A 25,651-nucleotide genomic window follows, 5' to 3' on the forward strand; every position below is an offset into this window, starting at 1 on the left:
CGAAGGAGAATGGCCTACATGAACGTCCTGTATCGAGCAACAAGCATCAGTCTGGCCCTGTTCATGGCCGGTTGCGCCACGCAGGAACCCCAGGTGACCCGTCTGCCGCCCCGTAATCCGGCCGATGTGCCGCGCCGTCCGCCGGTCGCCACGCCAGCGCCGGCGCCCGCGCCCGCGCAACAGCCGGTCACGGAGGAAGAGGAAGAAAGCAAGGCCCGGCAATCCGTGCAGAAGCAGGAGGTGGAGGACGAGACGCGGCGCCTGATGTCGTACCAGAAGAACCTGTTCCAGATCTTCAAGCTCTCGGAAATCCAGGCCGGATTCAAGGAAAGGCCGAACGCGCTGGGCGTGTTCGAGCTCAAGTCGTCCAAGAACGGCAAGCTGCGGCTGATGCTGACGCAACTGCCCGGCAGCCCGGTGCACCTGAGCGTGGGCACCTACAACGTGAACGTGGACGTGGTGATCGATTACGTGGAGACGCTCGAATGCGTCGCCAGCACCTGCGAAGGCAAGACCCAGAACGTGGTGCGCTCCGTACCGCGCACGGTGCAGTTCTACATGGCGCCGCGACTGGGCTATGTGCACCGCAAGGATGTCTCGCTGGTGGACACCAAGTCGGTGGAAGCAAAAAACCGCAACTACCGCAGCAGCTATTCCGACCTGGTGATGACGGTGCAGCGTATTTCCGCCTCGCCGCTGCCGACCCGCCAGTCCGATTAACCTGACGGGCCGGGGCGGACGCCAAGCCTTACAGCGTCAGGCCGCCCGCCACTTCCAGCGTGGCGCCGTTGATGTAGCTGGCCTCGTCCGACAGCAGGAACACGACGGCCGACGCGATCTCGCTGGGCTGGCCCATGCGGCGCTGCGGGATCATGTTGAGCATCTCCTCGACCACGGGCGCCGGGATATCCTTGACGATGTGGGTGTTGACGAAGCCGGGGCACACGGCGTTGCAGCGCACGCCCTTGCGGCCCAGTTCACGGGTCCAGGTCTTGGTCATGGCCAGCACGCCGGCCTTGGCGGCCGCGTAGTTGGTCTGGCCGAAGTTGCCCGACAAGCCCACGATGGACGAGATATTGACCATGGCGCCGGCCGTGGCCAGCAGCGCGTCCACGTTGGCGCTGGCGCAGTTGAACACGCCCTTGAGGTTGATGTCGATCACGCGGTCCCACTGGGCCTCACTCATCTTGGTCAGCTGGGCGTCGGCCACCACGCCGGCGTTGTTGACCAGGCCATTGACGCGGCCAAAGTGCTCGCGCGTGGCCTTGGCGGCCGCTTGCACGCTGGCCAGGTCCGACACATCCACCGCGTAACCAGCTACTTCCACGCCTGGCGCCTTGGCGCGCACCTGGTCCACGGCCGCCTCGATGGCGTCGGCGCGCAGGTCCCAGATGGCCACGCTGGCGCCAGCGACGGCGCAGCGCTCGGCGATGGCCAGGCCGATGCCCTGGGCGCCGCCGGTGACGATGATTACCTTGTCAGTCAAATTCATGCTGCAGTTCCTTCAATTGGTTGAACGTCGCCCGGGTGGTTCGCCGGGCCTGCGGGGCAGTATAGCCGACCGCTCGAGCCACGGAAAAAAAAGACGCCGCGCGGGATGCCGCCTGGGGCGGACATCCGGCGCGGCGCCGGTGCGGTCTTAACGGCCGACGATTAGCAGCGTTCGAACACCACGGCGATGCCCTGGCCGCCGCCGATGCACATCGTCACCAGGGCGTAACGGCCGTTGGTGCGTTGCAGTTCGTAGATCGCCTTGGTGGCGATGAAGGCACCCGAGCAACCCACCGGGTGGCCCAGCGCGATCGCGCCGCCGTTCGGGTTGGTCTTGGCCGGGTCCAGTTCCAGCACCTTGGTCACTGCCAGCGCCTGGGCCGCGAACGCTTCGTTCGATTCGATCACGTCCATCTGGTCCATCTTCAGGCCGGCCTTGGCCAGGGCCTTGCGGCTGGCAGGGATCGGGCCTTCGCCCATCACGTCGTTCGGCACGCCGGCGACGGCGTAGCTGACGATGCGGGCGATCGGGGTCTGGCCGCGCTGGGCTGCCAGGGCGGCGTCGGCCAGCACCATGAAGGCGGCGCCGTCGTTGATGCCCGAGGCGTTACCGGCCGTGACCGTGCCATCCTTCTTGAAGGCGGGCTTCATCTTGGCCAGCGATTCCAGCGTGGTGGCTGGCTTCAGGTGCTCGTCGGCGTCGAACACCACTTCGCCCTTGCGGGTCTGGCGCACGATAGGCACGATCTGCGACTTGAAGCGGCCTTCGGCCTGGGCCAGGGCGGCGCGGCGCTGCGACTCCAGTGCGAACGCGTCCTGCTGTTCACGGGTGATGCCGAATTTGACGGCCAGGTTCTCAGCCGTGATGCCCATGTGGCCCACGCCGAACGGGTCGGTCAGGATCGAGGTCATCAGGTCGATGGCCTTGGTGTCGCCCATGCGCGCGCCCGAGCGCAGCGCCGGCAGCATGTAGCCGCCGCGCGACATCACTTCCACGCCGCCGCCGATACCGTATTCGAAGTCGCCCAGCATCACGCCCTGCGCGGCCGTCACGATCGCTTGCAGACCGGACGAGCACAGACGGCTCACCTGCATGGCGATGGAATCCATCGGCATGCCGGCCTGCACGGACGCGACACGCGACACGTAGCCGTAGCGGCTATCGGTCGGAATGCAGGTGCCAACCACGGCGTTGCCGATGGCCGAGGCCTCGACGCCGGAGCGGGCGATGGTTTCCTTCATCACGATACCCGCCAGTTCGGCCGGCTCCATCTCCGACAGCGAACCACCGAAGGCGCCAATGGGGGAACGGGCGGCGCTCAGTACAACTACGTCTTTAGTCATGATAATTCCTTAAAAGCGGGTAATCGAAGGGCTGGTGCACGCCGGCGCGCAGGCGCCGGATCCGGCATATTATGCCGCAGTGCGTCATTTCCGACAGGAAGTCTGGGGCTTTCGCGGCCCGATGTCAATTTCGCGGCCCCTGTTCCGGGCCGCTCGTTGTAATTCCCCTGTAAGGTGTTGCGAAAAGTTCCCTCCATGATAGCGCCCCTGCCCTGCCGCATCGCCATCCATTTCATGACGCGCACTTCGCTTTTCATGACAAGTTGACTAGCCCCGTGGGCACTGATGCTGCACTGCGTGGCCCGTCAGTCGCGCGGCGCCAGCAGGCCGGCGATCTGCGCCTCGCTGCAACCGGCTTCGCGCAGGATCTCCGCGCCATGCGCGCCGCGACGCGGCACGGCGCCCGGCGTATGCGCAGCGGCCGAGAAGCGCGGCGCGGGCGCCGCCTGCAGCACGCCATCGCGTTCGCTGTAGATGGCGCGGGCCGCCATGTGGGGATGGGCCTGCGCTTCCACCGGCGACAACACCGGCGCATAGCAGGCATCGCTGCCCTCCAACAGATCGGTCCAGTGCTGGCGCGGCTGGGACAGGAACAGCGCCGTCAGCTTCAGGCGCAGCGACGGCCAGCAACGCTTGTCGTAGGGACGGGCGAATTCGGGGTCGCCGGCCAGGCCCAGTTTTTCCAGCAGCAGCGCGTAGAACTGCGGCTCCAGCGCGCCGATGGTCACACTCAGGCCATCCTGGCAGACGTAGCTGCCGTACCAGTGCGGGCCATCGAGCAGGCCTTCGCCGCGCCGCGTCGGCATCATGCCGGCCGCGTGCAGCGACAGCAGCAGATTCATCATGTTGGCACTGCCGTCGACGATGGCCGCGTCCACCACCTGCCCGGCGCCGCCGTTGCGCACCCCGAGCACGCCGGCCAGCACGCCCATGGCCAGGTACAGCGCGCCACCGCCAATGTCGCCCACCAGCGTGGGCGGCGCCAGCGGCGGCTGCTCGGGCGCACCGCTGTACCACAGGGCGCCGGACAGGCCGATGTAATTGATGTCGTGGCCGGCCGCCTTGGCCAGCGGGCCGTCCTGGCCCCAGCCGGTCATGCGGCCGTAGATCAGTTTGGGATTGCGGGCCAGGCAGGTGTCGGGGCCCAGCCCCAGGCGCTCCATCACGCCGGGGCGCATGCCTTCGATCAGCGCATCGGCCCCGTCGATCAGCTTGAGCAGCGTGGCGATGGCTTGCGGGTCTTTCAGGTCGAGCGCCAGCGAGCGCTTGCCACGGTTGGTGATGTTCTTGTCGCCCATATCGAGCGGATCGCCGGATTTGCCGGCCGCCCGTTCGACCAGGATCACGTCCGCGCCCATGTCAGCCAGCAGCATGCCGCAGAATGGCGCCGGCCCGATGCCCGCGATTTCGATGATACGTATGCCCGACAGTATGCCCATGCGATGTGTCCCCTGTTGGTGTGGTTATTGGCTGATACCAGCAGTGTAACCGCACGCGTGGACACGCACATCGTCGCATCGGACGAATAGCCGGGCAAACGGGCCAGGCCGCGCGGCCCGGCCCACTCCTGCCGGTCAGTAACGCACGATGCTGTGGCCGGCGTTCTTGACCTTGTCGCCGGCGACCATGCCAGGGTCCTTGTCGAAGGTGAACTTGGCCTGGTGGCCGTTCTCGTACTGCACCGCCACGGTCCACACTTTTTTGGCGGTCATTTTCTTCTCGACCTGGTTGCCCGCGTAGGCGCCGCCAGCCGCGCCGGCCACGGTGGCCAGGTCGCGGCCCGTGCCGCCGCCCACCTGGTGGCCCAGCAGCGCACCGGCCACGCCGCCGGCGACCACGCCCAGCGCGCCGCCCTGGCCGGCCTGCTCCGTCACATGGACCGAGGTGACCTTGCCGCAGGTCGCGCACACAGCATGGCCGTTGCCTTGCGTGCTGGATTTGGCGCTTTCCATGGCCTTGGTATAGGTGGCCTTGGCGTCGCGCAGGCACTGCATGCGCAGCGACGCTTCGCGCTCATCGGCGCACAGTTTCTTGTCGCTGTCGTAGCGGGCGGCGGCGTCCTGGGCGCCCTGGCCGGCCGCCGAAGCGTGCGAGGAGATGAAACCAGTGGCCAGCATGGCGGCCAGCAAGATGGTGTGCTTGTTCATGTGTTGCTCCTGATTGGTTCGGGTGGTTGCGGCCCGCGCCATCGCTGGGCGCGGGCCGTTGGACTTCTTAGTTGACGCGGCGTTCCACGGTGATCTGTTCGATCTCGACGCGGCGGTTCGGCTCCAGGCACTTGATCAGCTCAGCGCGCTTTTGCTTCTTGTTGTCGCACTTGACGACTGGCTGCTCCTCGCCCTTGCCGGCCGTGTTGATGCGGCTGGCGGCAACGCCCTTGCCCACCAGGTAAGCCTTGACGGCTTCGGCGCGGCGCAGCGACAGCGCGTGGTTGGATTTGCTGCTGCCCAGGCGGTCGGCGTAGCCGGTCACCACCACGTGTTCCACGCTGGCGTTCTCGTTGAGGAACTTGGCCATGTCGTCCAGTTTGGGCTGGCCGGCGTGCAGCTTGTCGCTGCCGAAGTCGAACAGTTCGGTGGCCGACATCGTCACTTTTTCAAAGCGGGCGGGTGGTGGTGGCGGCGGTGCCACCGGTGCGGGTGGCGGCGGCGCCACTTCGGCCACCGGCTGCGGGGCCACCACGGGCGCCACAGGGACAGGGCGCGTGGCTGGCTTGCTGAACGCGTAGTTCAGGCCCACGGTCAGGTAGTAGTTGTTCGACTTGCTGGTGGCGAACTCGTTGCCGCGGATGAAGCCGTGCACGTCGCGCAGGTCGGCCTGCATAGCCCACTGGTCGTTCAGCGAGGCCTGGAAACCGAGGCCGGCGCTCAGGAACGGCGAGTTCTTCGACAACTGGCCCAGCGTGTTCAGGTTGGCCTTGTCATGCTCCATGCCGGCGCCCACCAGCACGAAGGGGCGGAAGGCGGAACGGGAGAACAGGTACAGGCCATCCACGCCGAAGGTGTTTTGCTGGTAGCGCTCGCCGTTGTCGCGGGAACGGGCGTAGGTGGTGCCCATCTGCACGTCCCAGTTGTCGCTCACGGCCTTGCCGAACTTGAGGCCGGCGCCGAAGCCATGCTTGTCCACGCCGAAGTCGCCGTCAGGCTTGAAGGCGCTGACGCTGGGCTGGACGTACCAGGACGGATTGATCGCCTCGTCGGCGGCAAGGGCGGAGAAGGAGGCGCACAGGGCGAGTGCCGCCAGCGCGATTTTCTTGGATTTCAACATGTGGTTTCCCATTCTTAAATATTGTGGCTGTTTGTCATGCCCAGTCCGCGGCGGGCGGCTGCCCTGCTTGCGGCTTGGTTAATGACTAAACGAAATCCAAACATTTCAGGTAGACAAGGTTTTATTTGAAAGATGTAATAGATTGTATCTTTGACGCCGCCACCGCCCCTCTGAACGGCTTGATTTGTTGCCAATTTGATCTGGGTCAACTATTTTCCATATACCATCAGGTATACCTGTAGCAGTCTTTGACACGCATCAAGACCGACGTTGTAGAAATATTATTTGAATGCTTCCCAACGAATCCGGCGCTGCCAGGCCGGGACTATAAGAAAAGGGTATCGCCATGCAAACTTCCACCTTGTCCTTGTCTACCCTGCTACGCGCCGCCGGACTATGCGCAGCGTTGATGGCCGGGCTGCCCTCGGTCCACGCGGCCGAAGCCAGCAAATATCCTGGCGACTTCGGCCCGCCCCAGGGCGCACCGATCACGGCCGTGCTGACCAGCCCGCCCATGGTGCCGCCGCCCACCAACCGCCACTATCCGGCCAAGGTCATCGTGAACCTGGAAGTGGTGGAAAAGCAGATGCCGATCTCGGAAGGCGTCACGTACACGTTCTGGACCTTCGGCGGCTCCGTGCCGGGCAGCTTCATCCGTGTGCGCCAGGGTGACACGGTGGAGTTCCACCTCAAGAACCATCCGTCCAGCAAGATGCCCCACAACATAGACCTGCACGGCGTGACGGGCCCGGGCGGCGGCGCCGCCTCCAGCTTCACCGCGCCAGGCCATGAATCGCAATTCACGTTCAAGGCGCTCAACGAGGGCATCTATGTGTACCACTGCGCCACGGCGCCGGTCGGCATGCACGTGGCCAACGGCATGTATGGCCTGATCCTGGTGGAACCGCCGGAAGGCTTGCCGCCCGTCGACCACGAGTACTACGTGATGCAGGGTGACTTCTACACCACCGGCAAATACCGCGAAAAAGGCTTGCAGCCGTTCGACATGGAAAAAGCCATCGACGAGAAGCCCACCTACGTGCTGTTCAACGGCGCCGAGGGCGCGCTCACGGGCGACAACGCGATCAAGGCCAAGACCAACGAATCGGTGCGCCTGTTCATCGGCAATGGCGGCCCCAACATGGTGTCCAGCTTCCACGTGATCGGCGCCATCTTCGACCGGGTGCGCTTCGAAGGCGGCACCAACAGCCAGACCAACGTCCAGACCACGCTGATTCCGGCCGGCGGCGCCGCCATCGCGGAATTCACCACCAAGGTGCCGGGCAGTTATGTGATGGTGGACCACTCGATCTTCCGCGCGTTCAACAAGGGCGCGCTGGCCATCCTCAAGGTGGACGGCCCTGAAGACAAGACCATCTACTCCGGCAAGGAAGTTGACTCCGTCTACCTGGGCGACCGCGCCGCGCCCAACCTGAAAGCCGTCGCGACGGCCACGGCCGCCGCCGCCAGTGGCAACCTGACCGTGCAAGAACAGAGCAACGCCGGCAAGGCGCTGTTCGCCGGTACATGCTCGGTCTGCCACCAGGCCAATGGCGAGGGCTTGCCGGGCGTGTTCCCGCCACTGGCCAAGTCCGATTTCCTGAACGCCGATCCCAAGCGCGCCGTGGGCATTGTGCTGCACGGCCTGACGGGCAAGGTCCAGGTGAACGGCAAGCAGTATGACTCGGTGATGCCTCCGATGAACCAGTTGAACGACGACGAGGTGGCCAACATCCTGACCTACGTGCTCAACAGCTGGGACAACAAGGGCGGCCAGATCAAGGCTGCCGACGTCAAGGCAGCCCGCGCCAAGCCGGCACCCAAGGCACAGGCTGGCCACTAACGCGGGTCGCGACGTGAAGCTGCCACTGACAAGCAAGCTCCTCCCCATGCTGGCCGCAGCGCTGCTGGCATGGGGAGGCGACGCCGGCGCGGCCGATTATGTGGCTGTGCCGGCGGGCCGGCTTGTCACCGTGCTCTCGGGCGGAAACGCGGGCAACCCGCCCGTCAAGGTGGACCGCTTCGCCATGCGCAGCGAACCGGTCACCAATGGCGAGTTCCAGGCCTTCCTCGCCGCGCACCCGGAATGGCAACGGGGCACGGCGCCGCCCATCTTCGTCGACGCCAATTACCTGCGCCAGTACGAGGCCGCCGACGCCGCTGACGCCGGCGATCTCGGCAAACAACCGGTCACCAACGTCAGCTGGTTCGCGGCGCAAGCCTTTTGCGAAAGCGAACAAGCCCGGCTGCCCACCTGGTATGAGTGGGAATACGTGGCGGCGGCCGACGAGCACCGGCGCGACGCGCGCAAGGACCCGGCCTGGCGCGCCCGCATCCTGGCCTGGTATTCACAGGCGTCGAACGGCAGCCACGGACCGATCGGCGGCAAACCGAACTTCTATGGCATCCGCGACATGCACGGCCTGATCTGGGAATGGGTCGATGATTTCAACGCCCTGCTGGTGAGCGCCGACAGCCGTGACCAGGGCGACCCGGAGAAGCTGCAATACTGCGGCGCCGGCGCCATCAGCCTGCAAGACCGCGACAATTTCGCCATCCTGATGCGGGTGGCGCTGCTGTCCTCGCTCAAAGGCGCCGACAGCACCAACGACCTGGGCTTTCGCTGCGCGCGTAGCCTGACCAAGGAAAAGAAATGAACACCACGCTCCGCACCCATCTGTCCGCCCTGCTGCTGTCGTCCTGGTGCGCGCTGGCCCTGCCCGCGTCGGCCACGGATGCGCCAGCGGCCCCGGCACCGGCATCGGCCTTGCCGGCCACCTCGCTCTACCAACTGCCCGCCACCCTGAACAACCAGGATGGCAAGCCGTTCAAGCTGCGCGACCTGCGCGGCCACCCGGTGCTGGTCAGCATGTTCTACAACTCGTGCGAATTCGTCTGCCCGATGCTGATCGACACCATGCGCCAGACGCAGGCGGCGCTGGACCAGGACACCCGCGACCGCCTCTCCATGCTGCTGATCACGTTCGATCCCGCACGCGACGATCTCAAGGCGCTCAAGAAGGTGGCGCGCCAGCGCGAACTGGACCCGAGCCACTGGACCGTGGCCCGCACAGACGCGGCCAGCGTGCGCAAGATCGCGGCCACGCTCGATATCCAGTATCGCCGGCTGGAGAGCGGCGAATACAACCACACCACGGTGCTGGTGCTGCTCGACGGCGATGGCCGGGTGCTGGGCCGCACCGGCAAGATCGGCGCGGTCGATCCCGAGTTCGTCAAACTGATCAAGGATACGGTGGCGGCGCCGGCGGCGCACTGATTCGTGCGCAGCATTGCCCGCATCAATTTGCGGGCGCCAATGAAAAAAGGCTTGCGTTTGCGCGCAAGCCTTTTTGTATTCTGGTGGGAAGTGCAAGTTTCGAACTTGCGACCCCTGCAGTGTGAATGCAGTGCTCTACCCCTGAGCTAACCTCCCGAAGCGGGGCGAATTATCACACATAAACAGCCAGCTTGGGAAGACCATTTTTCAACATGACAGAAAAAAGTGTGGATCGCTGGCTTAAACGCCAGGTGCAGTGCCGTAAGCCTGTAACGGCACCAGTCCTGCGACCTCCCGCAACTGCTGCTGACGACGCTGGATCTCATCGAGCGAGCGCGGGCGCTCCCCCTTCAGATCGGGCGCCAGCGCTTCCACCAGGTCGCGCTGCAAGCTGTGCTGGTTCGGCGTCGTGCGATCCGCGATCAGCTTGCCCATCGCATACTTCATCACGTGGGTAGATTGCTCGGCGGACTGGCGCAACGAGGCCGTTTTCAGATGCCCCTGGTCATACGCCATCATGGCGTCCGAACTGGCGTTGTCGTCGATCTGGTAATAATCATAGTTTTGATCTTCGGGGCCGCCGTCGAGGCGCAACTGGCCGCCCGGCACGGCGGGCATGTGGTAGCTGGCGCTCAGTTGCGAACGCTGATGCTGGGCGATAAAGCGATTGCCCTGGCTGCGCCCGCCGATGCTCGTGCTTTGCGAGACCTGATACGAAAAACCATCGTGCTCGGCGGGACGCATGCGGTTGACCGACTTCGACGTTTGCGTAATCCCCGCATCGAAATCAGCCAGGCCCGTCAGCAGCGCATGGTCCTCGCCGGACAGTGTGAGCCCGCCCACACCGGCGCCCTGCGTCGCCGGCACGCTGGCCGCGTCATAGCCGCTGTTCATCTCAGCGAACGCATCTTTGAACATCGCCACCAGTGACGCATCGCCATGGCCGCGCGCAGCAGCAAGGTCAACCTGCTGCAAATAGCTGCCCACGGCCGCAGCCTGCTGCGCCTTGTTGCCCAGGGCCGCGATCTGGCTCATGTCGACGTTGACGTTCACAGCGCCGGCAGCGCCGCTGAAGCTGACTTTGCGATGCGCGCCGTCCGCATGCAAGTCCAGCGTTTGCGTGGTTTCCGGTTCGGTCGCCACCTTGACCACGCTGTGCAGGTCCACCGACGCCAGCACGGCCGGATCGAATTGCAGCATACCGCCCAGCTTCAGTTGCGGCGGACTCTGGGCGATGCCATCCACCGCCTCCTGGAATGCGTCCGACAGTTTGGCGAGCGCGGCGCGTTCGGCCGGATTCAGCGTGCCGGTGGTCTTCATCTGCACGGCCAGGCCATCGTCACCGCTGTCGAGCGTTAACGACACTTGCGCGCCACTGGTGGTGGCAATACTGAGCGCAATCCGATTGTCGCCCTGGCCGTGTGCGACGGGCTTGGCCAATGCGGCTGCCGCCGCCGGCGAATACAGTTCGGCGCCGTTGCGCGGCTGACGCGCCGACTGCGTGATATCGGCGCCATCACCATAGAAACGCGCCAGCAAGGCGCTGCCCAGGCCATGCAGCCGCCCGGCCAGCGATGGCTGGAAAAAGTTGCGAGCAAGCAGGGAAGTGATTTTGTCGCGCGCGGGCGATTCCCACTGCAAAGGCGTGGCGTCCGGATCCGGACCTTGTACCGCGTCCTGACGGATGGCGGCAAGGCCTTCAGGACTGAGCTTGACGCCGCCGGCGGGCGCCGCAGGGGCAGCGGCAGGAAGCGCTTGCTCCACGGCCAAAGCGGCCGATGGCGCGTAGGCCGCCGAACGGCCGGTGGGTGATACGACGAGGTTGGGCATGCGCAGGGAGCCGGTAGAGGTTGATGGAGGGTGACTTTAAATCAATTGTTCCATTATAACTACGTGGCACGCACTGAATTCTCAAGCATTCTCCCCTCGCGCGAGGCGCGCCGCCCAAAACAAAAAAGGCTTACGAGTATTCTCGTAAGCCTTTTCGTCTTGAATCCTGGTGGGAAGTGCAAGTTTCGAACTTGCGACCCCTGCAGTGTGAATGCAGTGCTCTACCCCTGAGCTAACCTCCCGAAGCGGGGCGAATTATCGCATACAACTTTAGGAAAATGGAAGGGTTGCAGCGAAAATTCCCTAAAATTTCACGCTGCGGCCGGCGGGGCGCTCAAGGCGCGCCAGATGCAGCTGCCTTTGACGGCCTTGTCCAGCCCGTTCAAGGTATCCTCGTGGGCCGCCAGTTCGGCTTCCGAGGCAGGCACGACGATGATGTCGGCCAGCGCCACCTGTTCCAGGCTGGCGCCGCCCGCGCTCACTTCTTCCTCCACATCCATGCCCAGACTGTTCTGGCCGCGTGTCATGGCCAGGTAGACGTCGGCCAGCAGCTCCGCGTCCAGCAATGCGCCGTGCAATTTGCGGTGCGAGTTCGACACGCCATAGCGGTCGCACAGCGCGTCCAGCGAGTTGCGCTTGCCCGGATGCAGTTCCTTGGCCTGCACCAGCGTGTCGATCACCTTGCCCACGTGGTCGGTAAAGTCCGGCAGGTTCAGGCGCTTGAATTCGTGGTTCAGGAAGCCCAGGTCGAACGGCGCGTTGTGGATGATGACTTCGGCCCCGGCCACGTAGGCGCGCAACTCCTCGACGATCTCATGGAACTTGGGCTTGTCGCTCAGGAACTCGGTCGTCAGGCCGTGGACGTTCAATGCGCCCTCTTCCGAATCGCGCTCCGGGTTGATGTAGACGTGGTAGTTATTACCCGTCAACATGCGGTTGTGCAATTCGACACAGCCGATTTCGATGATGCGGTTGCCCAGTTTGGGATTGATGCCGGTGGTTTCGGTATCGAGTACGATTTGACGCATGAGGTCTGCCTGAATGAACGGTTGCTGAAGCGAGCCGCGCAGTATAACAAAGCGCGGCCCGGCGCTGGCGCGGACGCGCTTGCCTAGCGCTTGTTGCGCACGGAATCCACGCCACGGTTGGCCAGCATGTCGGCCCGCTCATTGCCGGGGTGGCCATTGTGGCCGCGCACCCAGCGCCATTCGACCTGGTGCACGGCCTGGGCCGCGTCCAGCGCCTTCCACAAATCCTCGTTCTTGACCGGCTCCTTGGCCGCCGTCTTCCAGCCGCGCGCCTTCCAGCCGTGTATCCACTCGCTGATGCCTTTTTGCACATACTGGCTGTCCGTGTACAGCGTCACGGCGCAAGGGCGCTTGAGCGCGTTGAGCGCCTCGATCACGGCCTGCAATTCCATGCGGTTATTGGTGGTATTCAACGCGCCGCCGAAAATTTCCTTTTCTGCCCCGTCGGCCACCATCAATGCGCCCCAGCCGCCCGTGCCGGGGTTACCCTTGCATGCGCCATCGGCAAAAATATCGACTTTATCCATCCTGCTGTTTCCGCCTCTTGTTGGTTACCGGCACGGCCACCGGGGCCGCCGCCGTTCGTTTGGTCCATGCCGGACCGATCAAATGCATGCCTTTCACGCGCTTGATGGCCTGCACGATATACACGCCGCCCAGATACGGCCACCAGCGCGCGCCCGCATTATCCATGAAGGCGTAGCGGTGCAGCCACTTTTCCGTGCGACAGGCGGGCGCGTAGCAGCCGAAGTGGCTCTGGCTGGCGCCCAGATTCAATAATTTTAACCAGTCGCGCATGCGTGGCATAGAGATCAGCTCCTGCGCCCGCGGCAGGAAATCGGACCCGGTCACCCGCCCCACCGCCTGACGCGCGCCCCACAGGCTGGCCGGGTTGAAGCCGCAGATGATGACCTGCCCTTCCGGTATCAGCACCCGCTCCACCTCACGCAGCACCTGGTGCGGTTCAGGGGAAAATTCCAGCACATGGGGCAGCACGACGAGGTCGATGCTTTGCGACGCGAACGGCAGTTCCGTGTAGTCGAGCGCCACGGCCACCTGGCGCGGCACATCTTCCGGCGCGGCGCCCACGCTGCGCGGGCGCACGCGGTTGTCGGCCAGCCACTGGTAAGGCATACGGTTGGCCGCCAGCGCATTAATTTGCGGCATGCCGATCTGCAGGGCATTGAAACCGAAGATATCCGCCGTCAGATTATCGAGGCAGGTTTGTTCCCACTCACACAAGTACCTGCCTGCCGGGGTTTGCAGCCAGCCGTCCAGCGCTATAATGGATTGGTCGGATGCAGCGTTATCCATGCCTAGCCTTTCGTGACCCAATGACCATCTCAACTCCCCACACGTTACACGTCCTCACGGTACCTGCTTTTCAAGACAACTATCTGTGGCTGATACATGATGGCACGCATGCCGCCGTGGTCGACCCCGGTGATGCCAAGCCCATCCTGGCGGCGCTGAAGGAAAACGGCCTCAAGCTGACTGCCATTTTACTCACCCACCACCACGCTGACCATATCGGGGGCGTGCCTGCATTATTACAGCATTATCCGGTTCCTGTTTTCGGACCGCGCAACGAACGCATCGCCGGTGTCACGCTGCCGGTGGGCGAAGGCAAGCGCATCGACGTGCCGGGACTGGATTTGCACCTGTCGGTGCTGGATGTGCCGGGCCACACCATGGGCCACATCGCCTACGTGCGCGAGGCGACGGACGACGAACCGACGTGGTTGTTCTGCGGCGACACCCTGTTCGCCGGCGGTTGCGGCCGCCTGTTCGAGGGCACGCCGGCGCAGATGATCAGCTCACTTGGCAAGCTGGCCGCCCTGCCCGACGACACCAAGATCTTCTGCGCCCACGAGTACACCCTGTCCAACCTGCGCTTCGCGCGCGTGGTGGACCCGGACAACGAAGCCCTGCGCGAGCGCGTCGTGGTGGAAACGGACCGGCGCGAGCATGACCTGCCCACCGTGCCGAGCACGCTCGGCGTCGAGAAGGCCACCAACCCCTTCCTGCGCTACCGTGACCCGGCCATCGCCGCGCAACTGGTCAAGGCCGACCGCCTGTCGCCGGGCGACACGGCGCTGGCCACGTTCACGGCATTGCGCTTGTGGAAGAACGACTTCTGAGAGCTTGCCGTTAGGAGCAGACTCTCCGCCCTGGCGCCAGGGTCTGCGCCGACCGAACCGGCCGACAAAAAAAGGGCAAGTCCGCACTGGCGGACTTGCCCTTTGTTTTGATGCCGCCCGGGGGCGGCATGCTGTGAAACTTAGATTTCTTCGTACAGCGGCAGGGTCAGGAACTCGGCGAACGATTCGGACGTCGACATTTCCTCGAAGATCTGCGCGGCGCGTGGGTAGGTCGGGCCTTCGCCGCCTGGCGCGTCACGCTGCACTTTGGCCAGCTCTTCCGGAATCATGGCGCGGACCATCTCGGCCGTGACTTTGCGGCCATCTTCCAGCACACCCTTGGTGGAACGAATCCACTGCCACACTTGCGAGCGGCTGATTTCGGCCGTGGCGGCGTCTTCCATCAGGTTGTGGATAGGCACGCAACCATTGCCTGCCAGCCAGCTGCCCAGGTAGTGGATACCAACGTTGATGTTGTAACGCAGGCCTGCTTCCGTGATCGGCGTTTCTGGCTTGAAGTCCAGCAGTTCGGCGGCCGTGACGTTCACGTCAGGACGCTGCTTCTCGATCTGGTTAGGCTTGTCGCCCAGCACTTTCTTGAACTCGGCCATGGCCAGGTCCACCAGGCCTGGGTGCGCCACCCAGCCGCCGTCGTAGCCGTCGGTCGCGTCGCGTGCCTTGTCGTTGCGCACGCCGCCCATCGCCACTTCGTTCTTTTCCGGATCGTTCTTGATCGGGATCAGCGCGGCCATACCGCCGATGGCAGGTGCATTGCGCTTGTGGCAGGTCTTCAGCAGCAGCAAGGCGTAAGCGCGCATGAACGGCGAGGTCATCGTCACCTTGGCGCGGTCGGCCAGGCAGAAGTCCTTGTCCAGCTTGAACTTCTTGATGCAGGAGAAGATGTAGTCCCAACGGCCGGCGTTCAGGCCCGAGCTGTGTTCACGCAGTTCGTACAGGATCTCGTCCATCTCGAACGCAGCCAGGATGGTTTCGATCAGCACGGTGGCCTTGATGGTGCCTTGCGCCAGGCCCAGTTCGTTCTGGGTCATGACGAAGATGTCGTTCCACAGACGGGCTTCCAGGTGCGATTCCATCTTCGGCAGGTAGAAGTATGGGCCGGCGCCGCGGGCCAGCTGTTCCTTGGCGTTGTGGAACATGAACAGGGCGAAGTCGAAGATACCGCCGGAGATGCGCTTGCCGTCAACCAGCACGTGCTTCTCATCCAGGTGCCAGCCGCGTGGACGCACGACCAGGGTGGCGATCTTGTCGTTCAGCTTGTACGACTTGCCGTTCTGCTCCAGCGAGATGGTGCGGCGCACGGCGTCGAACATGTTGATCTGGCCGGTGATCTGGTTGTCCCAGTTCGGGGTGTTCGAATCTTCGAAGTCGGTCATGTAGCTGTCGGCGCCCGAGTTGAAGGCGTTGATGACCATCTTGCGCTCGACCGGGCCGGTGATTTCCACGCGGCGGCATTCCAGCGCCTTCGGAATCGGGGCGATCTTCCAGTCGCCGTTACGGATGTGGGCCGTCTCTGGCAGGAAGTCAGGACGCTCGCCGGCGTCCAGGCGCTTGGCGCGCTCAACGCGCACGGCCAGCAGTTCCTGGCGGCGCGACTCGAACGCGCGCGACAGCTTGACCACCAGGGCGAGCGCGTCCGGCGTCAAAATCTGTTCGTAGCCGGGCTTGATCTCGCCCGTAATTTGCATACCAGCCGGTACGTTGATGGTCGTCATGGATGTCTCTCCGTATAAGGTAAAGTGAACTGCTATCCGAAAGTATAAGCGTTGCTAATCTTGTTGCTAACCGAATCTTTTAGTGTCCAGACTCGGTTACATCACGATCTGTTTTCAAGTATATTCACTATTTAGTTATGCAAACAAGACTAAAAATCACTTCATCTTTGCGTTTTTCACACAAGTGACGGGCAACAGGCATCCATGGGTCAGTTCAGGCAAATCTCCACCTTCGTCGAAGTCGTTTCCAAGGGCAGCCTGTCGGCCGCCGCCCGTGCCGAGGGCATCGCGCCGGCCATGATAGGCCGTCGGCTCGATGCATTGGAGGCGCGCCTCGGTGTGAAGCTTTTACAACGCACGACGCGCAAGCTGGCCCTGACCAACGAAGGCGCCGCCTTTCTTGAAGATTGCCAGCGCATCCTGGCCGAACTGGAGGATGCGGAATCGGCCGTGGCCGAGCGCAGCGCCCGCGCCAGCGGCCACCTGATGATCTCGGCGCCGGCCGGCTTCGGCCGCCAGCACGTGGCGCCGCTGCTGCCCTCCTTCCTGGCCGAGCACCGCGACGTGCAATGCACGCTGAACCTGAACGACCGCGTGGTGGACCTGATCGGCGAAGGCGTGGACGTGGCGATCCGCATCGCCAGCCTGTCGGACTCCAACCTGGTCAGCGTCAAGCTGGCCGACAACGAGCGGGTACTGGTGGCCGCGCCCGCCTATTTAAAACGCTACGGCGAACCGAAGACGCTGGCCGACCTGTCCAAGCACAACTGCCTGGCCATCAGCAGCGAAGGCAGCCAGCGCGGCTGGACCTTCCGCGACGGCGGCAAGATCGTAACCTTGAAAGTGACGGGCAATATGGGCTGCAATGACGGCCAGGTGCTGCACGACTGGGCGCTGGCTGGCAAGGGCCTGGCCTGGCGTTCGATGTGGGAAGTGGGCAGCGAGATCGAGTCGGGCCAGCTGCAGACGGTGCTGGACCAGCATTCAGCGCCGGGCAACGATATCTACGCCGTGTTCGCGCAACGCCGCCACCTGCCGCTGCGCATCCGCGCCTTCGTGGACTTCCTGCGCCACACCTATGCCCAGCCCGATTATTGGCGCAAGGCATGGAAATAATGGCAAAAACAAAAGCTTGAGACGAAAAAAAATCCTCGGATACCGAGGATTTCTTTATGTCGTTTGACTCAGCGTATTACAGTGGCTGAATGTTCGAAGCTTGCTTGCCCTTAGGGCCAGCGGTCACTTCAAAAGAAACACGTTGGTTCTCTTGCAGCGACTTGAAGCCGGTCGTCTGAATCGCCGAGAAGTGAGCGAACAGATCTTCGCCGCCTTCGTCAGGGGTGATAAAGCCGAAACCCTTCGAGTCATTGAACCATTTTACGATACCAGTTGCCATTACAATTCCTATTTCAGTTAAGTTGGGCTTGCGCCCGTGATATCGTTTGAGGCAAGAAAGAAATGACAGACAAACTGCACTACTCTTGAATCTAAACGATGCCGCATTATACCCAATTACAAGAGAAAAGCACGTTTTCGCAAAAATAAATGCGAGAGGCTGAAAATAGCTGTAAAAACCGACACTTACAGCATTCTGACATGCCTTTTAGCACCGTTTAGCGACCTCAACCTTGCTCTTTTAACAGGTAACGATGTCACTATAGCCTGAAAAACAGCGTTAGGTTTGAGATGCGTCAAAAAGAATAGCAAGCGCGCCACACTTGCTGTTCTTCTTACCACGACGGCGCACGCGGATCGCGGGCCGCCCAGCGCAGCAGCGCATCCACCTGGGGCGCCACCACCGGCCACTCGGCCTGCCCGCCCAGCACGGCCCGCAACTGCTGCTCGACGACGCGGCAATACTGGCCCAGCGTGCCATAGCCGAAGGTGCCGGCGGAACCGGCCACCCCATGCAGCAGCTCATGCAGAACGTGCAAGTGGTCCGGGCTGGGACCGGCCGGCCCGTCGGCGCGGCAGGCGGCCAGCGCGGCCGTGATCTTGTCCAGCGTGACGGGGACGGTGGCGGCGAACTTGTCGCTCAGCGCCTGCATGCGCGCATGGAATTCCTGGTCGCTCAGTGTGGCCATGGCGCGTCCGTCAGCCCTTGGTGCCGAAGATGCGATCACCCGCGTCGCCCAGGCCCGGCACGATGTAGGCATGGTCGTTCAGGTGCGAGTCCAGCGCGGCGCAATAGATCTTCACGCCCGGATGGGCGTTCTGGAACACGGTGATGCCTTCCGGCGCGGCCACCAGGGCCAGGAAGATGATCTGCTCGTCCTTCACGCCGCGCGACTTGAGCACGTCCACCGCGTGCACGGCCGAATTGCCGGTCGCCACCATCGGATCGCACAGGATGAAGGTGCGCTCGGCCAGGTCGGGCAGGCGCACCAGGTATTCCACCGGCTGATGGGTTTCCGGATCGCGGTAGACGCCGATGTGGCCCACGCGGGCCGACGGGATCAGGTTCAGCAGGCCGTCGCTCATGCCGATGCCGGCGCGCAGCACGGGCACGATGGCCAGCTTCTTGCCGGCGATCACGGGCGCGTCCAGCGTCATCAGCGGGGTTTCGATGGTGCGGGTGGTCAGCGGCAGGTCGCGCGTGATCTCATAGCCCATCAACAGCGTGATTTCCTTCAGCAGCTCGCGGAACGTGCGGGTGGACGTGTCCTTGGCCCGCATGTGGCTCAGTTTGTGCTGGATCAGGGGATGGTTGGTGATGTAGAGGTTGGGAAAACGCGGATCTTGTTTCATCGTGATGAGCTCGCAGTGTCAGGACGGCGCCGCCACTCCCAGGGGTACGGGACGGGGCGCGTTGCCGTTTTATCGGTGGTCAGCCGCACGGGGGTAAGCCGCATTATCCCAGCCCGCACGCCGCGATGGAACTGTTTCACGAAAATTAATTCAGATCATGCCGGCTCCACCAGTGCCCGCGCCAGGATGGCGGCGCAATCGACGCCGTCCGGCAGGTGGCCGAAGGCGCCGGCCACGCCCTGCGCCAGGCGCGAGGCGACGAACGCCTGCGACACGTACGCCGGCGCGTGGCGCAGCAGCAGCCCGGCCTGCACCGCCAGCACGATGCGTTCGGCCAGCCGGCGCGCGCCGTATTCGTCCGTCTGCGGCTGGCTAAGGTCGGCCAGCAGCGCGCCGGTGTAGCGCGCGTAGTCGGGATGGGCGTCGCCGGCCAGCGCCAGTTCGGCCGCCAGCGCGTCGCGCGCGGCCGGCGTCTTGCCCAGCGCGCGCAGCAAGTCCAGGCACATGACGTTGCCCGAGCCTTCCCAGATCGAATTGACGGGCAGTTCGCGGTACAGCCGCGCCAGCGGGCTGTCTTCCACGTAGCCGCTGCCGCCGATCACTTCCATCGCTTCGGCGCCGAAAGCCGGACCGCGCTTGCAGATCCAGTATTTGCCGGCCGGCGTAAGCACGCGCGCCAGCAGCGCCTGGGCCGGCTCGGCGCTCTCGTCGTAGCAGCGCGCCAGGCGCAGCGCAAACGCGGTGGCCGCCTCCGATTCCAGCGCCAGGTCGGCCAGTACATTCTGCATCAGCGGCTGCTCGGACAGCGCCTTGCCGAACGCGTGGCGGCGGCGCGCGTGGTGCAGCGCATGGGTCAGCGCGGCGCGCATGGTGCCGGCGCTGCCCAGCACGCAGTCGAGCCGGGTATGGCTGCCCATCTCCAGGATGGTGGGGATGCCGCGTCCCAGCTTGCCCACCAGCCAGCCGTAGGCGCCCGTGAATTCCACTTCCGACGAGGCGTTGGAGCGGTTGCCCAGCTTGTCCTTCAGGCGCTGCACACGGATGGCGTTGCGCTGGCCGTTGGGCAAAAAGCGCGGCACAAAGAAGCAGCTCAGGCCGGCACTGCCCTGCGCCTCGGTCTGCGCCAGGATCAGGTGGGCGTCGCTCTGGGGCGCCGAGAAGAACCATTTGTGGCCGACGATGCGCCACGCGTCCTCGCCATCGTCGCCGAACAGGCGCCGGCCTTCGTCGGGCGACAGCGCCTCGGCCATCGTGGTATTGGCCCGCACGTCGGAGCCGCCCTGCTTTTCCGTCATGCCCATGCCGACCAGCGCGCCGCGCTTCTGTTCAACCGGCAGCGAACGCGGATCATATTCGCGCGACAAGATCTTGGGCAGCCACCGGGCGGCGATCCGGGGCGCCTGGCGCAAGGCCGGCACCGAGGCGTAGGTCATCGTCACCGGGCATTGGGAACCGTTCTCAAGCTGGCCAAACAGCATGTAGCGGGCCGCCCGCGCCACTTGTGCGCCCGCGCCCTGCTCCTCCCACGGCGATGCGTGGGCGCCGTTTTCAATCAGCAGCGCCATCAGGCTGTGCCAGGACGGGTGGAATTCCACTTCATCGATGCGGTGGCCCCCGCGGTCGAAATTGTGCAGGCGCGGCGTGTGCAGATTGGCCAGCCGGGCCAGGTCCAGCACCTCGGCGCGGCCCAGGCGCTCGCCCAGCGCACGCAGCGACGCAGCCTGGCTGGCGCCGCCCTCCCGTTCCAGCGCTTCCCGCAAGGCGGGATCGCAGGCAAACAGGTTGACGTTCTCGAACGGCGGGACCGTGTTGCTGACGGCGTGGGTATCGAAGGCATTCATCATTGACTCCATAAGCGGAAAGTGTCCAGGGCCGGGGTGGCGATGCTGACAGCCTAATCGAGAATTTTTTCATAATCAAGCAAATGCTTGAATATGGCGCGACGTCCACCTGTTGCCTTGATTTTAGACAAGCGTGGCCCGGCCGCAAATACCGAGCAATTGCTCGTCAAGTAGACGGAAATTCAAGAAATATTCCGCCGTTTCCCCTCTGGCGCCTGATTTTTCTGCAGAACTGGCGCGATTTCATCAAAACATGCGCAGATGTTGTCTTTTTTCATGTAAATCCATTCCCATCAGTGATACATTTCGTTCTGGTTTTGCAAGTCAGCCGTGCCGCAGCCCTGATGGACCGCCACCAAACGTTGTAAAATTTGTTACGCGACAAAATGAGAGATTAGATCGTTACAATGCTTTCCAGTTCCCCATCCCTGCCTCAGCGCGATTCGCGGCATGAATTAGATCACCTCATGGAAGAGGCAGGCGATGTTGTCTTCAGACTCAACCAGCCAGGCCAGCTGCTGTTCGCCAGCAAGCGCGCCGTGGCCCTGCTCGCCAGCCCCCATGACTTGCACGGCGACCTGCTGACGGCCCACGTGGCGGCCGCCGACCAGCCGGCGCTCAAGGCGGCGTTGGCCGAGGTACTGCAATCGCTCGCGCCCAGCCTGGTCGAAGTGCGCCTGAAGACCCCGGAACATGAAGTGTGGTTCGAACTGCGCGTATCGTGCTTCCTCAATCTGGAACAGGCGCCGGAATTCCTCGTGGTGGGCCGCGACATGTCGGTCCAGCACGCGACCGAGGAGCGCCTGCGCCACATGGCCACCCACGACGGCCTGACGGAACTGCCCAACCGCCTGCTGCTGTCGGACCGCATCCGGATGGTGATCGCCAACGCACGCCGCTCCGGCCAGGGCTTCGCCGTGGCCACAGTGGGTCTCGACGGTTTCAAGAAAGTCAACGATGGCCTCGGCCACCCGGTCGGCGACGCCGTGCTGCGCATGGCCGCCGCGCGCCTGCGCAAGACGCTGCGCGACAGCGACACCCTGGCCCGCGTGGGCGGCGACGAATTCGTGGCCGTACTGCCCGGCACCAGCACGGAAGCGCAGATCAAGCTGGTCACGGGGCGCCTGATCGCCACCCTGCAATCGCCGTTCGAAGTCGACAGCCACACCATCTATGTGGGCGCCTCGGTCGGCGTGTCGGTCTACCCCCACCATGCCGAGGATGAAGTGCGGCTGGTGGCGCTGGCCGACGCCGCCATGTCGCGCGCCAAGGAAACCGGCAAGGCCCGCTGCGTGGTCTACAGCCCCAAGCACAGCGGCCCGCCCGAACACGATATTTCGCTGGAAGCGGCCATGTTCCAGGCCGTGCGCGAAGGCGAGTTCCTGCTCTATTACCAGCCCATCGTGGACGCGCGCACGCGCGAGATCCAGGGCTTCGAGACCCTGATGCGCTGGAAGCACCCCACGCTGGGCATGGTGCCGCCGGCGCGCTTCATTCCGATCGCCGAGACCAATGGCCTGATCAACCTGCTCGGCGCGTGGGCGCTGAAGGCGGCCAGCGTGCAGCTCAAACAGTTCGAAGAAGTGTGCAAGCGGCGCCTGTACATCTCCGTTAATATCAGCCCGCGCCAATTCCGCAACGACAAATTCCTTGACGTGCTCGATGACGCGCTCGCATTCTCTGGCTTATCTGGTGAGCAATTGGTTCTAGAAATTACAGAAGGCACCCTGATGGTCGATCCGGTCCATGCCGAGACCATCCTGTCGAAAATGGCGCTGCGCAAGGCGCGCATCGCGATCGACGATTTCGGCACCGGCTATTCGTCGCTGGCTTACCTCAAGCGCTTCCCCATCTCCGTGCTCAAGATCGACCGCACCTTCATCCGCGACCTGCCCGGTTCACAGAAGGACGGCGCCATCTGCAACGCCGTACTGGACCTGGCCAAGCACCTGGACCTGTCGGTGGTGGCAGAAGGGGTGGAGACGGAAGAACAGCTGCGCTACCTCGATGACCGCGGCTGCCAGTACATCCAGGGCTACCTGACGGGCAAACCCATGCCGGCCAATGTGGCGATGACGGCGCTCAAGGAGAGCACCTACGCCAACCTGCTGCCGGAAGAACTGCGCCAGGTGCACCAATGAACGCCGGCTTCAAGGCCCCCACCCCGCTGGGCGACAAAACCCTGTCCGAGATGTGGGACTGCACCCGCCGCCAGGGAGACATGCCCGGTTTCGCCAAGGCCATCACCGCCATCCTGGGCGCCATGCGCGGCGAGGACGAGCAGGAATTCGACATGGCGCGCACCGTGCTGTCGGACCCCGTCCTGACCCAGAAGGTGCTGCGGCTAGCCAACAGCGGCATGTATTCGGCCTTCGGCCAGCACGTCAATACGGTCTCCAAGGCGGTGCTGGTGCTGGGCACGGAAGCCATCGGCCACCTGGCCCTGGGCCTGAAGCTGATCGAAGAATTGTCGGCCTCCTCGCCCGACACGGGCATCGCCCACATCGAAATGGAAAAGGCGGTGCTGGCCGGGATCGTGGCCCAGCAGATTGCCACCAGCGCCGAGAGCCGCCATGCCGAGGAAGCCGTGGTGTGCTCGATGCTGCACACGCTGGGCCGCATGATGCTGACCTTCTACATGCCCGAACGCTGGCACGACCTGCAACAGCGGGCCGACGCGGAAGGCCTGACGGTGGACGACATCGCGCCGGAAGTGCTGGGCCTGAGCCTGGAAGACATCGGCCACGCCGCCGCCCGCCATTGGGGCCTGCCGCAAAGCCTGATCAACGGCATGCGCAAGCTGGAGCCGGTGGAACCGGGCGAGGAAGTGAGCCCCACGGACTGGATCGCCGGGCTGTCGACCATGTCGGCCCTGTGCGCCGACTCGCTGTGGCACGACGACGCGGCCGGCGCGGCCGCCGTGCAGAAACTGACGGAACGCTATTCCGGCATGCTGGGCGTGGAGCCGGACAACCTGATGGCCGCCATCGAGCAAGCCAAGATCGTGGCCGCCGAAGACCTCACCATCGCCCCGCTGTCGCGCCCGGCCGAACGGCGCGCCAAGGCGCTGGCCACCACCCGCCAGCGCGCCGAGGGCAACAAGATCCTGCTGTCCGGCCTGGCCGACATGCGCGACGTGCTCGATACGGCCAGCCCCGGCCAGATGGTGTCGATCGCGCTCGAAACCGTGTACCAGGGCCTGGACTTCTCGCGCGCCGTGGCCTTTGTGCGCAACCGCAAGGAAGGCCAGTACGCGGCCAAGATCTGCTTTGGCGAAGGCGTGAAGGAACGCCTGCCGGACATGACCTTCTCCGACAGCTATGAACCCAACGTGTTCCACGCGGCCCTCAACAGCGACCGCGTGATCTTCATCGAAAACGCCAAGGACGCCAAGTTCGCCGCCAAGCTGCCCCTGTGGTGGAAGAATACCCTGGCCGACGCGCGCAGCTTCGTGATCCTGCCGCTGTCATCGAACGGCCAGCCGGCCGGCTTCCTGTACGGCGACTGGGACGAGAGCTTCCCGCCGATCCAGTTGAGCCAGACGGAATTCGCGCTGCTTAACGACATGCGGGCGCTGGTGGTGAAGGCCGTCGAACGGCGGCACCGGCTGGAAGCGGTGGTGGTCAACCGCGGCGGCTAAGCGACGGACCAGCGGCGCGCTAGCGCGGGCCATCCTCACGCTGCCAGCGGAACGACAGGCCCGCCGCCACGGCGGCGCCGGCCACCATCATCGACGCCACGTAATACACGGACTGCGGCCCCAGGCGCTGCCAGCACTGGGCCAGGAACAGGCCTCCGAGCGAGCCCCCTATCCCATACGACAAGCTGATGAACAAGGCCTGGCCGCGCGCCTGCAGCGGTCCGGAGAACCAGCGCTGCAAGGTGGTGACCGAGGCCGAGTGATGGAGCGCGAACGTGGCCGCGTGCAGCAACTGGGCGCCCGCCAGCAGCGCCACCTGCTGCGGCGCGGCGCCGATCAGCGCGAACCGCAGCACGCCCACGCCCAGCGCCGCATACATCAGCCGCCGCGCGCCCCAGCGCCGGAACAGCGGCGCCTGGAAATAGAACAGCAGTACTTCCGCCGTCACCCCCAGCGACCACATTGTCCCGATGAAGGCCTTGCTGTAGCCATGGCGTTCCAGGTACAGCGAGTAGAAGGTGTACAGCGCCGTGTGGGCCGACACCATCAGCGCCGTGGAGCAGAAGAACGCGATCACCTCGCGCCGGCGCAGCAGCGTCCACAACGGCGGCGGCGCCGTCTTGTGCTCCAGCCGCTTCACCTCCTTCAGGCGCAGGCTGGCCAGCACCACGCACACCAGCAGCCCGCCCGCGATCCACGGCAGGGCCATGATGCCAAAGGCGTCGAGCGCGTAGGCGGCCGCCATCACGCTGGCGATGAAGCCGATCGATCCCCACAGCCGGATGCGGCCATAGTAAGTCAGGTCGCCCCGCATTTCCGATAGCATCAACGCCTCGCATAAGGGCCCCTGGGCGCTGGTGAACAGGTTCAGCAGCACCATCGCCAGCAGGAACTGGACGAAGGTCTGGCCGAAGAAGAAACCGGAAAACGCCGTCAGCGCCGCCACACCCGTCATGCGCAGCACCCACACCCGCCGCTCGCTGTGGTCGGCCACGTAGCCCCACACGTTCGGGCCGACGATGCGCAGCACCTGGATCATCGACATCAGCACGCCGATCTGGCCCACGCTCATGCCTTTGCCGGCGAAAAACAGCGTGGCGTAGGTCGAGAAGGTGCCCGCGTGCGCATAGTAGGCGCACAGGAACAGGGCGAAGCTGATGGCTTGGGCTGGCATAGAGTGCAATAAAATCTATGGTCACCCTCTTTTTTGCAAGCTGATTTTTTGTATGCTGTAAGAAGGCTCGCTTAAATCTATCCGGCGTCTAATTGGAGATGTACTCCGCGCCACGATGAGAGTCGCGCCTGTCGGTC

24 protein-coding genes and 2 tRNA genes are annotated in these 25,651 nt (G+C 64.1%); 8 read left to right on the forward strand and 18 right to left on the reverse strand.

Going from position 1 to position 25,651, the window contains the following annotated elements:
* The first annotated feature begins 18 nt into the window (after positions 1–18).
* On the forward strand, positions 19–720 hold the full coding sequence (locus H3H37_RS17390) for a hypothetical protein (protein ID WP_182164771.1): 702 nt from the start codon (positions 19–21) through the stop codon (positions 718–720).
* A gap of 28 nt (positions 721–748) precedes the next feature.
* On the opposite strand, the gene fabG is transcribed toward H3H37_RS17390, so the two are convergent.
* From fabG to H3H37_RS17420, 6 genes are all read right to left on the reverse strand, one after another.
* Positions 749–1,492 (reverse strand): 3-oxoacyl-ACP reductase FabG, encoded by a 744-nt coding sequence (gene fabG, locus H3H37_RS17395; protein WP_182164773.1) that lies wholly within the window; start codon positions 1,490–1,492, stop codon positions 749–751.
* A gap of 161 nt (positions 1,493–1,653) precedes the next feature.
* A complete protein-coding gene (locus H3H37_RS17400) occupies positions 1,654–2,835 on the reverse strand; it encodes an acetyl-CoA C-acyltransferase family protein (RefSeq protein WP_182164775.1) in 1,182 nt (393 codons plus the stop codon).
* A gap of 305 nt (positions 2,836–3,140) precedes the next feature.
* Entirely contained in the window at positions 3,141–4,274 is a 1,134-nt protein-coding gene (locus H3H37_RS17405; protein WP_182164777.1) for a CaiB/BaiF CoA transferase family protein, read from the reverse strand.
* 135 nt (positions 4,275–4,409) lie between these two features.
* Positions 4,410–4,982, reverse strand: a complete 573-nt coding sequence (locus H3H37_RS17410; RefSeq protein ID WP_182164779.1) for a glycine zipper 2TM domain-containing protein — start codon at positions 4,980–4,982, stop codon at positions 4,410–4,412.
* A gap of 67 nt (positions 4,983–5,049) precedes the next feature.
* Positions 5,050–6,102, reverse strand: a complete 1,053-nt coding sequence (locus tag H3H37_RS17415) for an OmpA family protein (RefSeq protein WP_182164780.1) — start codon at positions 6,100–6,102, stop codon at positions 5,050–5,052.
* A 14-nt stretch (positions 6,103–6,116) separates the two neighbouring features.
* On the reverse strand, positions 6,117–6,311 hold the full coding sequence (locus H3H37_RS17420; protein WP_182164782.1) for a hypothetical protein: 195 nt from the start codon (positions 6,309–6,311) through the stop codon (positions 6,117–6,119).
* Between the two features lie 137 nt (positions 6,312–6,448).
* Here H3H37_RS17420 and nirK point away from each other — a divergent pair, with 137 nt between their 5' ends.
* From nirK to H3H37_RS17435, 3 genes are read left to right on the forward strand one after another with little or no spacing between them, the layout of a single operon-like run.
* The gene (gene nirK, locus H3H37_RS17425; RefSeq protein ID WP_182164784.1) at positions 6,449–7,945 is read left to right on the forward strand and encodes a copper-containing nitrite reductase; all 1,497 of its coding nucleotides are present in this window, start codon (positions 6,449–6,451) and stop codon (positions 7,943–7,945) included.
* A 46-nt stretch (positions 7,946–7,991) separates the two neighbouring features.
* Complete coding sequence (locus tag H3H37_RS17430; protein ID WP_182164837.1) at positions 7,992–8,759, forward strand: formylglycine-generating enzyme family protein; 768 nt, start codon at positions 7,992–7,994, stop codon at positions 8,757–8,759.
* On the forward strand, positions 8,756–9,379 hold the full coding sequence (locus H3H37_RS17435) for an SCO family protein (RefSeq protein ID WP_182164786.1): 624 nt from the start codon (positions 8,756–8,758) through the stop codon (positions 9,377–9,379). Before H3H37_RS17430 ends, H3H37_RS17435 begins: the two co-directional genes overlap by 4 nt.
* Before the next feature lie 81 nt (positions 9,380–9,460).
* Here H3H37_RS17435 and H3H37_RS17440 read toward each other — a convergent pair.
* The 6 genes from H3H37_RS17440 to H3H37_RS17465 form a co-directional block, all read right to left on the reverse strand.
* A tRNA-Val gene (locus H3H37_RS17440) sits at positions 9,461–9,535 on the reverse strand.
* An 84-nt stretch (positions 9,536–9,619) separates the two neighbouring features.
* Complete coding sequence (locus H3H37_RS17445) at positions 9,620–11,209, reverse strand: hypothetical protein (protein WP_182164788.1); 1,590 nt, start codon at positions 11,207–11,209, stop codon at positions 9,620–9,622.
* Positions 11,210–11,376: 167 nt separating this feature from the next.
* Positions 11,377–11,451 (reverse strand) — tRNA-Val (locus tag H3H37_RS17450).
* A 69-nt stretch (positions 11,452–11,520) separates the two neighbouring features.
* The gene (dnaQ, locus tag H3H37_RS17455) at positions 11,521–12,237 is read right to left on the reverse strand and encodes a DNA polymerase III subunit epsilon (protein WP_182164790.1); all 717 of its coding nucleotides are present in this window, start codon (positions 12,235–12,237) and stop codon (positions 11,521–11,523) included.
* Between the two features lie 83 nt (positions 12,238–12,320).
* Positions 12,321–12,764, reverse strand: coding sequence for a ribonuclease HI (gene rnhA / locus H3H37_RS17460; protein WP_182164792.1), 444 nt, complete (start codon positions 12,762–12,764; stop codon positions 12,321–12,323).
* Positions 12,757–13,551 carry a class I SAM-dependent methyltransferase gene (locus tag H3H37_RS17465; RefSeq protein WP_182164838.1) on the reverse strand — a complete coding sequence of 265 codons (795 nt, stop codon included), beginning with the start codon at positions 13,549–13,551 and terminating at the stop codon, positions 12,757–12,759. Before H3H37_RS17465 ends, rnhA begins: the two co-directional genes overlap by 8 nt.
* A gap of 20 nt (positions 13,552–13,571) precedes the next feature.
* Here H3H37_RS17465 and gloB point away from each other — a divergent pair, with 20 nt between their 5' ends.
* Positions 13,572–14,378, forward strand: a complete 807-nt coding sequence (gene gloB / locus H3H37_RS17470) for a hydroxyacylglutathione hydrolase (RefSeq protein WP_182164794.1) — start codon at positions 13,572–13,574, stop codon at positions 14,376–14,378.
* Positions 14,379–14,518: 140 nt separating this feature from the next.
* Here gloB and aceB read toward each other — a convergent pair whose 3' ends face one another.
* Entirely contained in the window at positions 14,519–16,111 is a 1,593-nt protein-coding gene (gene aceB, locus H3H37_RS17475; RefSeq protein WP_182164796.1) for a malate synthase A, read from the reverse strand.
* A 204-nt stretch (positions 16,112–16,315) separates the two neighbouring features.
* Between aceB and H3H37_RS17480 the strand changes: the two genes are divergently transcribed.
* A complete protein-coding gene (locus H3H37_RS17480) occupies positions 16,316–17,227 on the forward strand; it encodes a LysR family transcriptional regulator (RefSeq protein ID WP_182164798.1) in 912 nt (303 codons plus the stop codon).
* Positions 17,228–17,303: 76 nt separating this feature from the next.
* Here H3H37_RS17480 and H3H37_RS17485 read toward each other — a convergent pair whose 3' ends face one another.
* The 4 genes from H3H37_RS17485 to H3H37_RS17500 form a co-directional block, all read right to left on the reverse strand.
* Positions 17,304–17,507 carry a cold-shock protein gene (locus H3H37_RS17485; protein WP_107142119.1) on the reverse strand — a complete coding sequence of 68 codons (204 nt, stop codon included), beginning with the start codon at positions 17,505–17,507 and terminating at the stop codon, positions 17,304–17,306.
* Positions 17,508–17,841: 334 nt separating this feature from the next.
* Positions 17,842–18,195, reverse strand: coding sequence for an Hpt domain-containing protein (locus tag H3H37_RS17490; protein ID WP_182164800.1), 354 nt, complete (start codon positions 18,193–18,195; stop codon positions 17,842–17,844).
* A 10-nt stretch (positions 18,196–18,205) separates the two neighbouring features.
* Complete coding sequence (gene upp / locus H3H37_RS17495; RefSeq protein ID WP_182164802.1) at positions 18,206–18,859, reverse strand: uracil phosphoribosyltransferase; 654 nt, start codon at positions 18,857–18,859, stop codon at positions 18,206–18,208.
* A gap of 155 nt (positions 18,860–19,014) precedes the next feature.
* Entirely contained in the window at positions 19,015–20,700 is a 1,686-nt protein-coding gene (locus H3H37_RS17500; RefSeq protein WP_182164804.1) for an isovaleryl-CoA dehydrogenase, read from the reverse strand.
* A 467-nt stretch (positions 20,701–21,167) separates the two neighbouring features.
* Between H3H37_RS17500 and H3H37_RS17505 the strand changes: the two genes are divergently transcribed.
* Both H3H37_RS17505 and H3H37_RS17510 read left to right on the forward strand, forming a co-directional pair.
* Positions 21,168–22,841, forward strand: coding sequence for a putative bifunctional diguanylate cyclase/phosphodiesterase (locus tag H3H37_RS17505; protein ID WP_182164806.1), 1,674 nt, complete (start codon positions 21,168–21,170; stop codon positions 22,839–22,841).
* Positions 22,838–24,340 (forward strand): HDOD domain-containing protein, encoded by a 1,503-nt coding sequence (locus H3H37_RS17510; protein ID WP_182164808.1) that lies wholly within the window; start codon positions 22,838–22,840, stop codon positions 24,338–24,340. The genes H3H37_RS17505 and H3H37_RS17510 overlap by 4 nt, the downstream gene beginning before the upstream one ends.
* A 19-nt stretch (positions 24,341–24,359) precedes the next feature.
* On the opposite strand, the gene H3H37_RS17515 is transcribed toward H3H37_RS17510, so the two are convergent.
* The gene (locus tag H3H37_RS17515) at positions 24,360–25,514 is read right to left on the reverse strand and encodes an MFS transporter (RefSeq protein ID WP_182164810.1); all 1,155 of its coding nucleotides are present in this window, start codon (positions 25,512–25,514) and stop codon (positions 24,360–24,362) included.
* Positions 25,515–25,651 lie beyond the last annotated feature (137 nt).

Source organism: Rugamonas brunnea (assembly GCF_014042345.1).
GTDB classification, from domain to species: domain Bacteria; phylum Pseudomonadota; class Gammaproteobacteria; order Burkholderiales; family Burkholderiaceae_D; genus Rugamonas; species Rugamonas brunnea.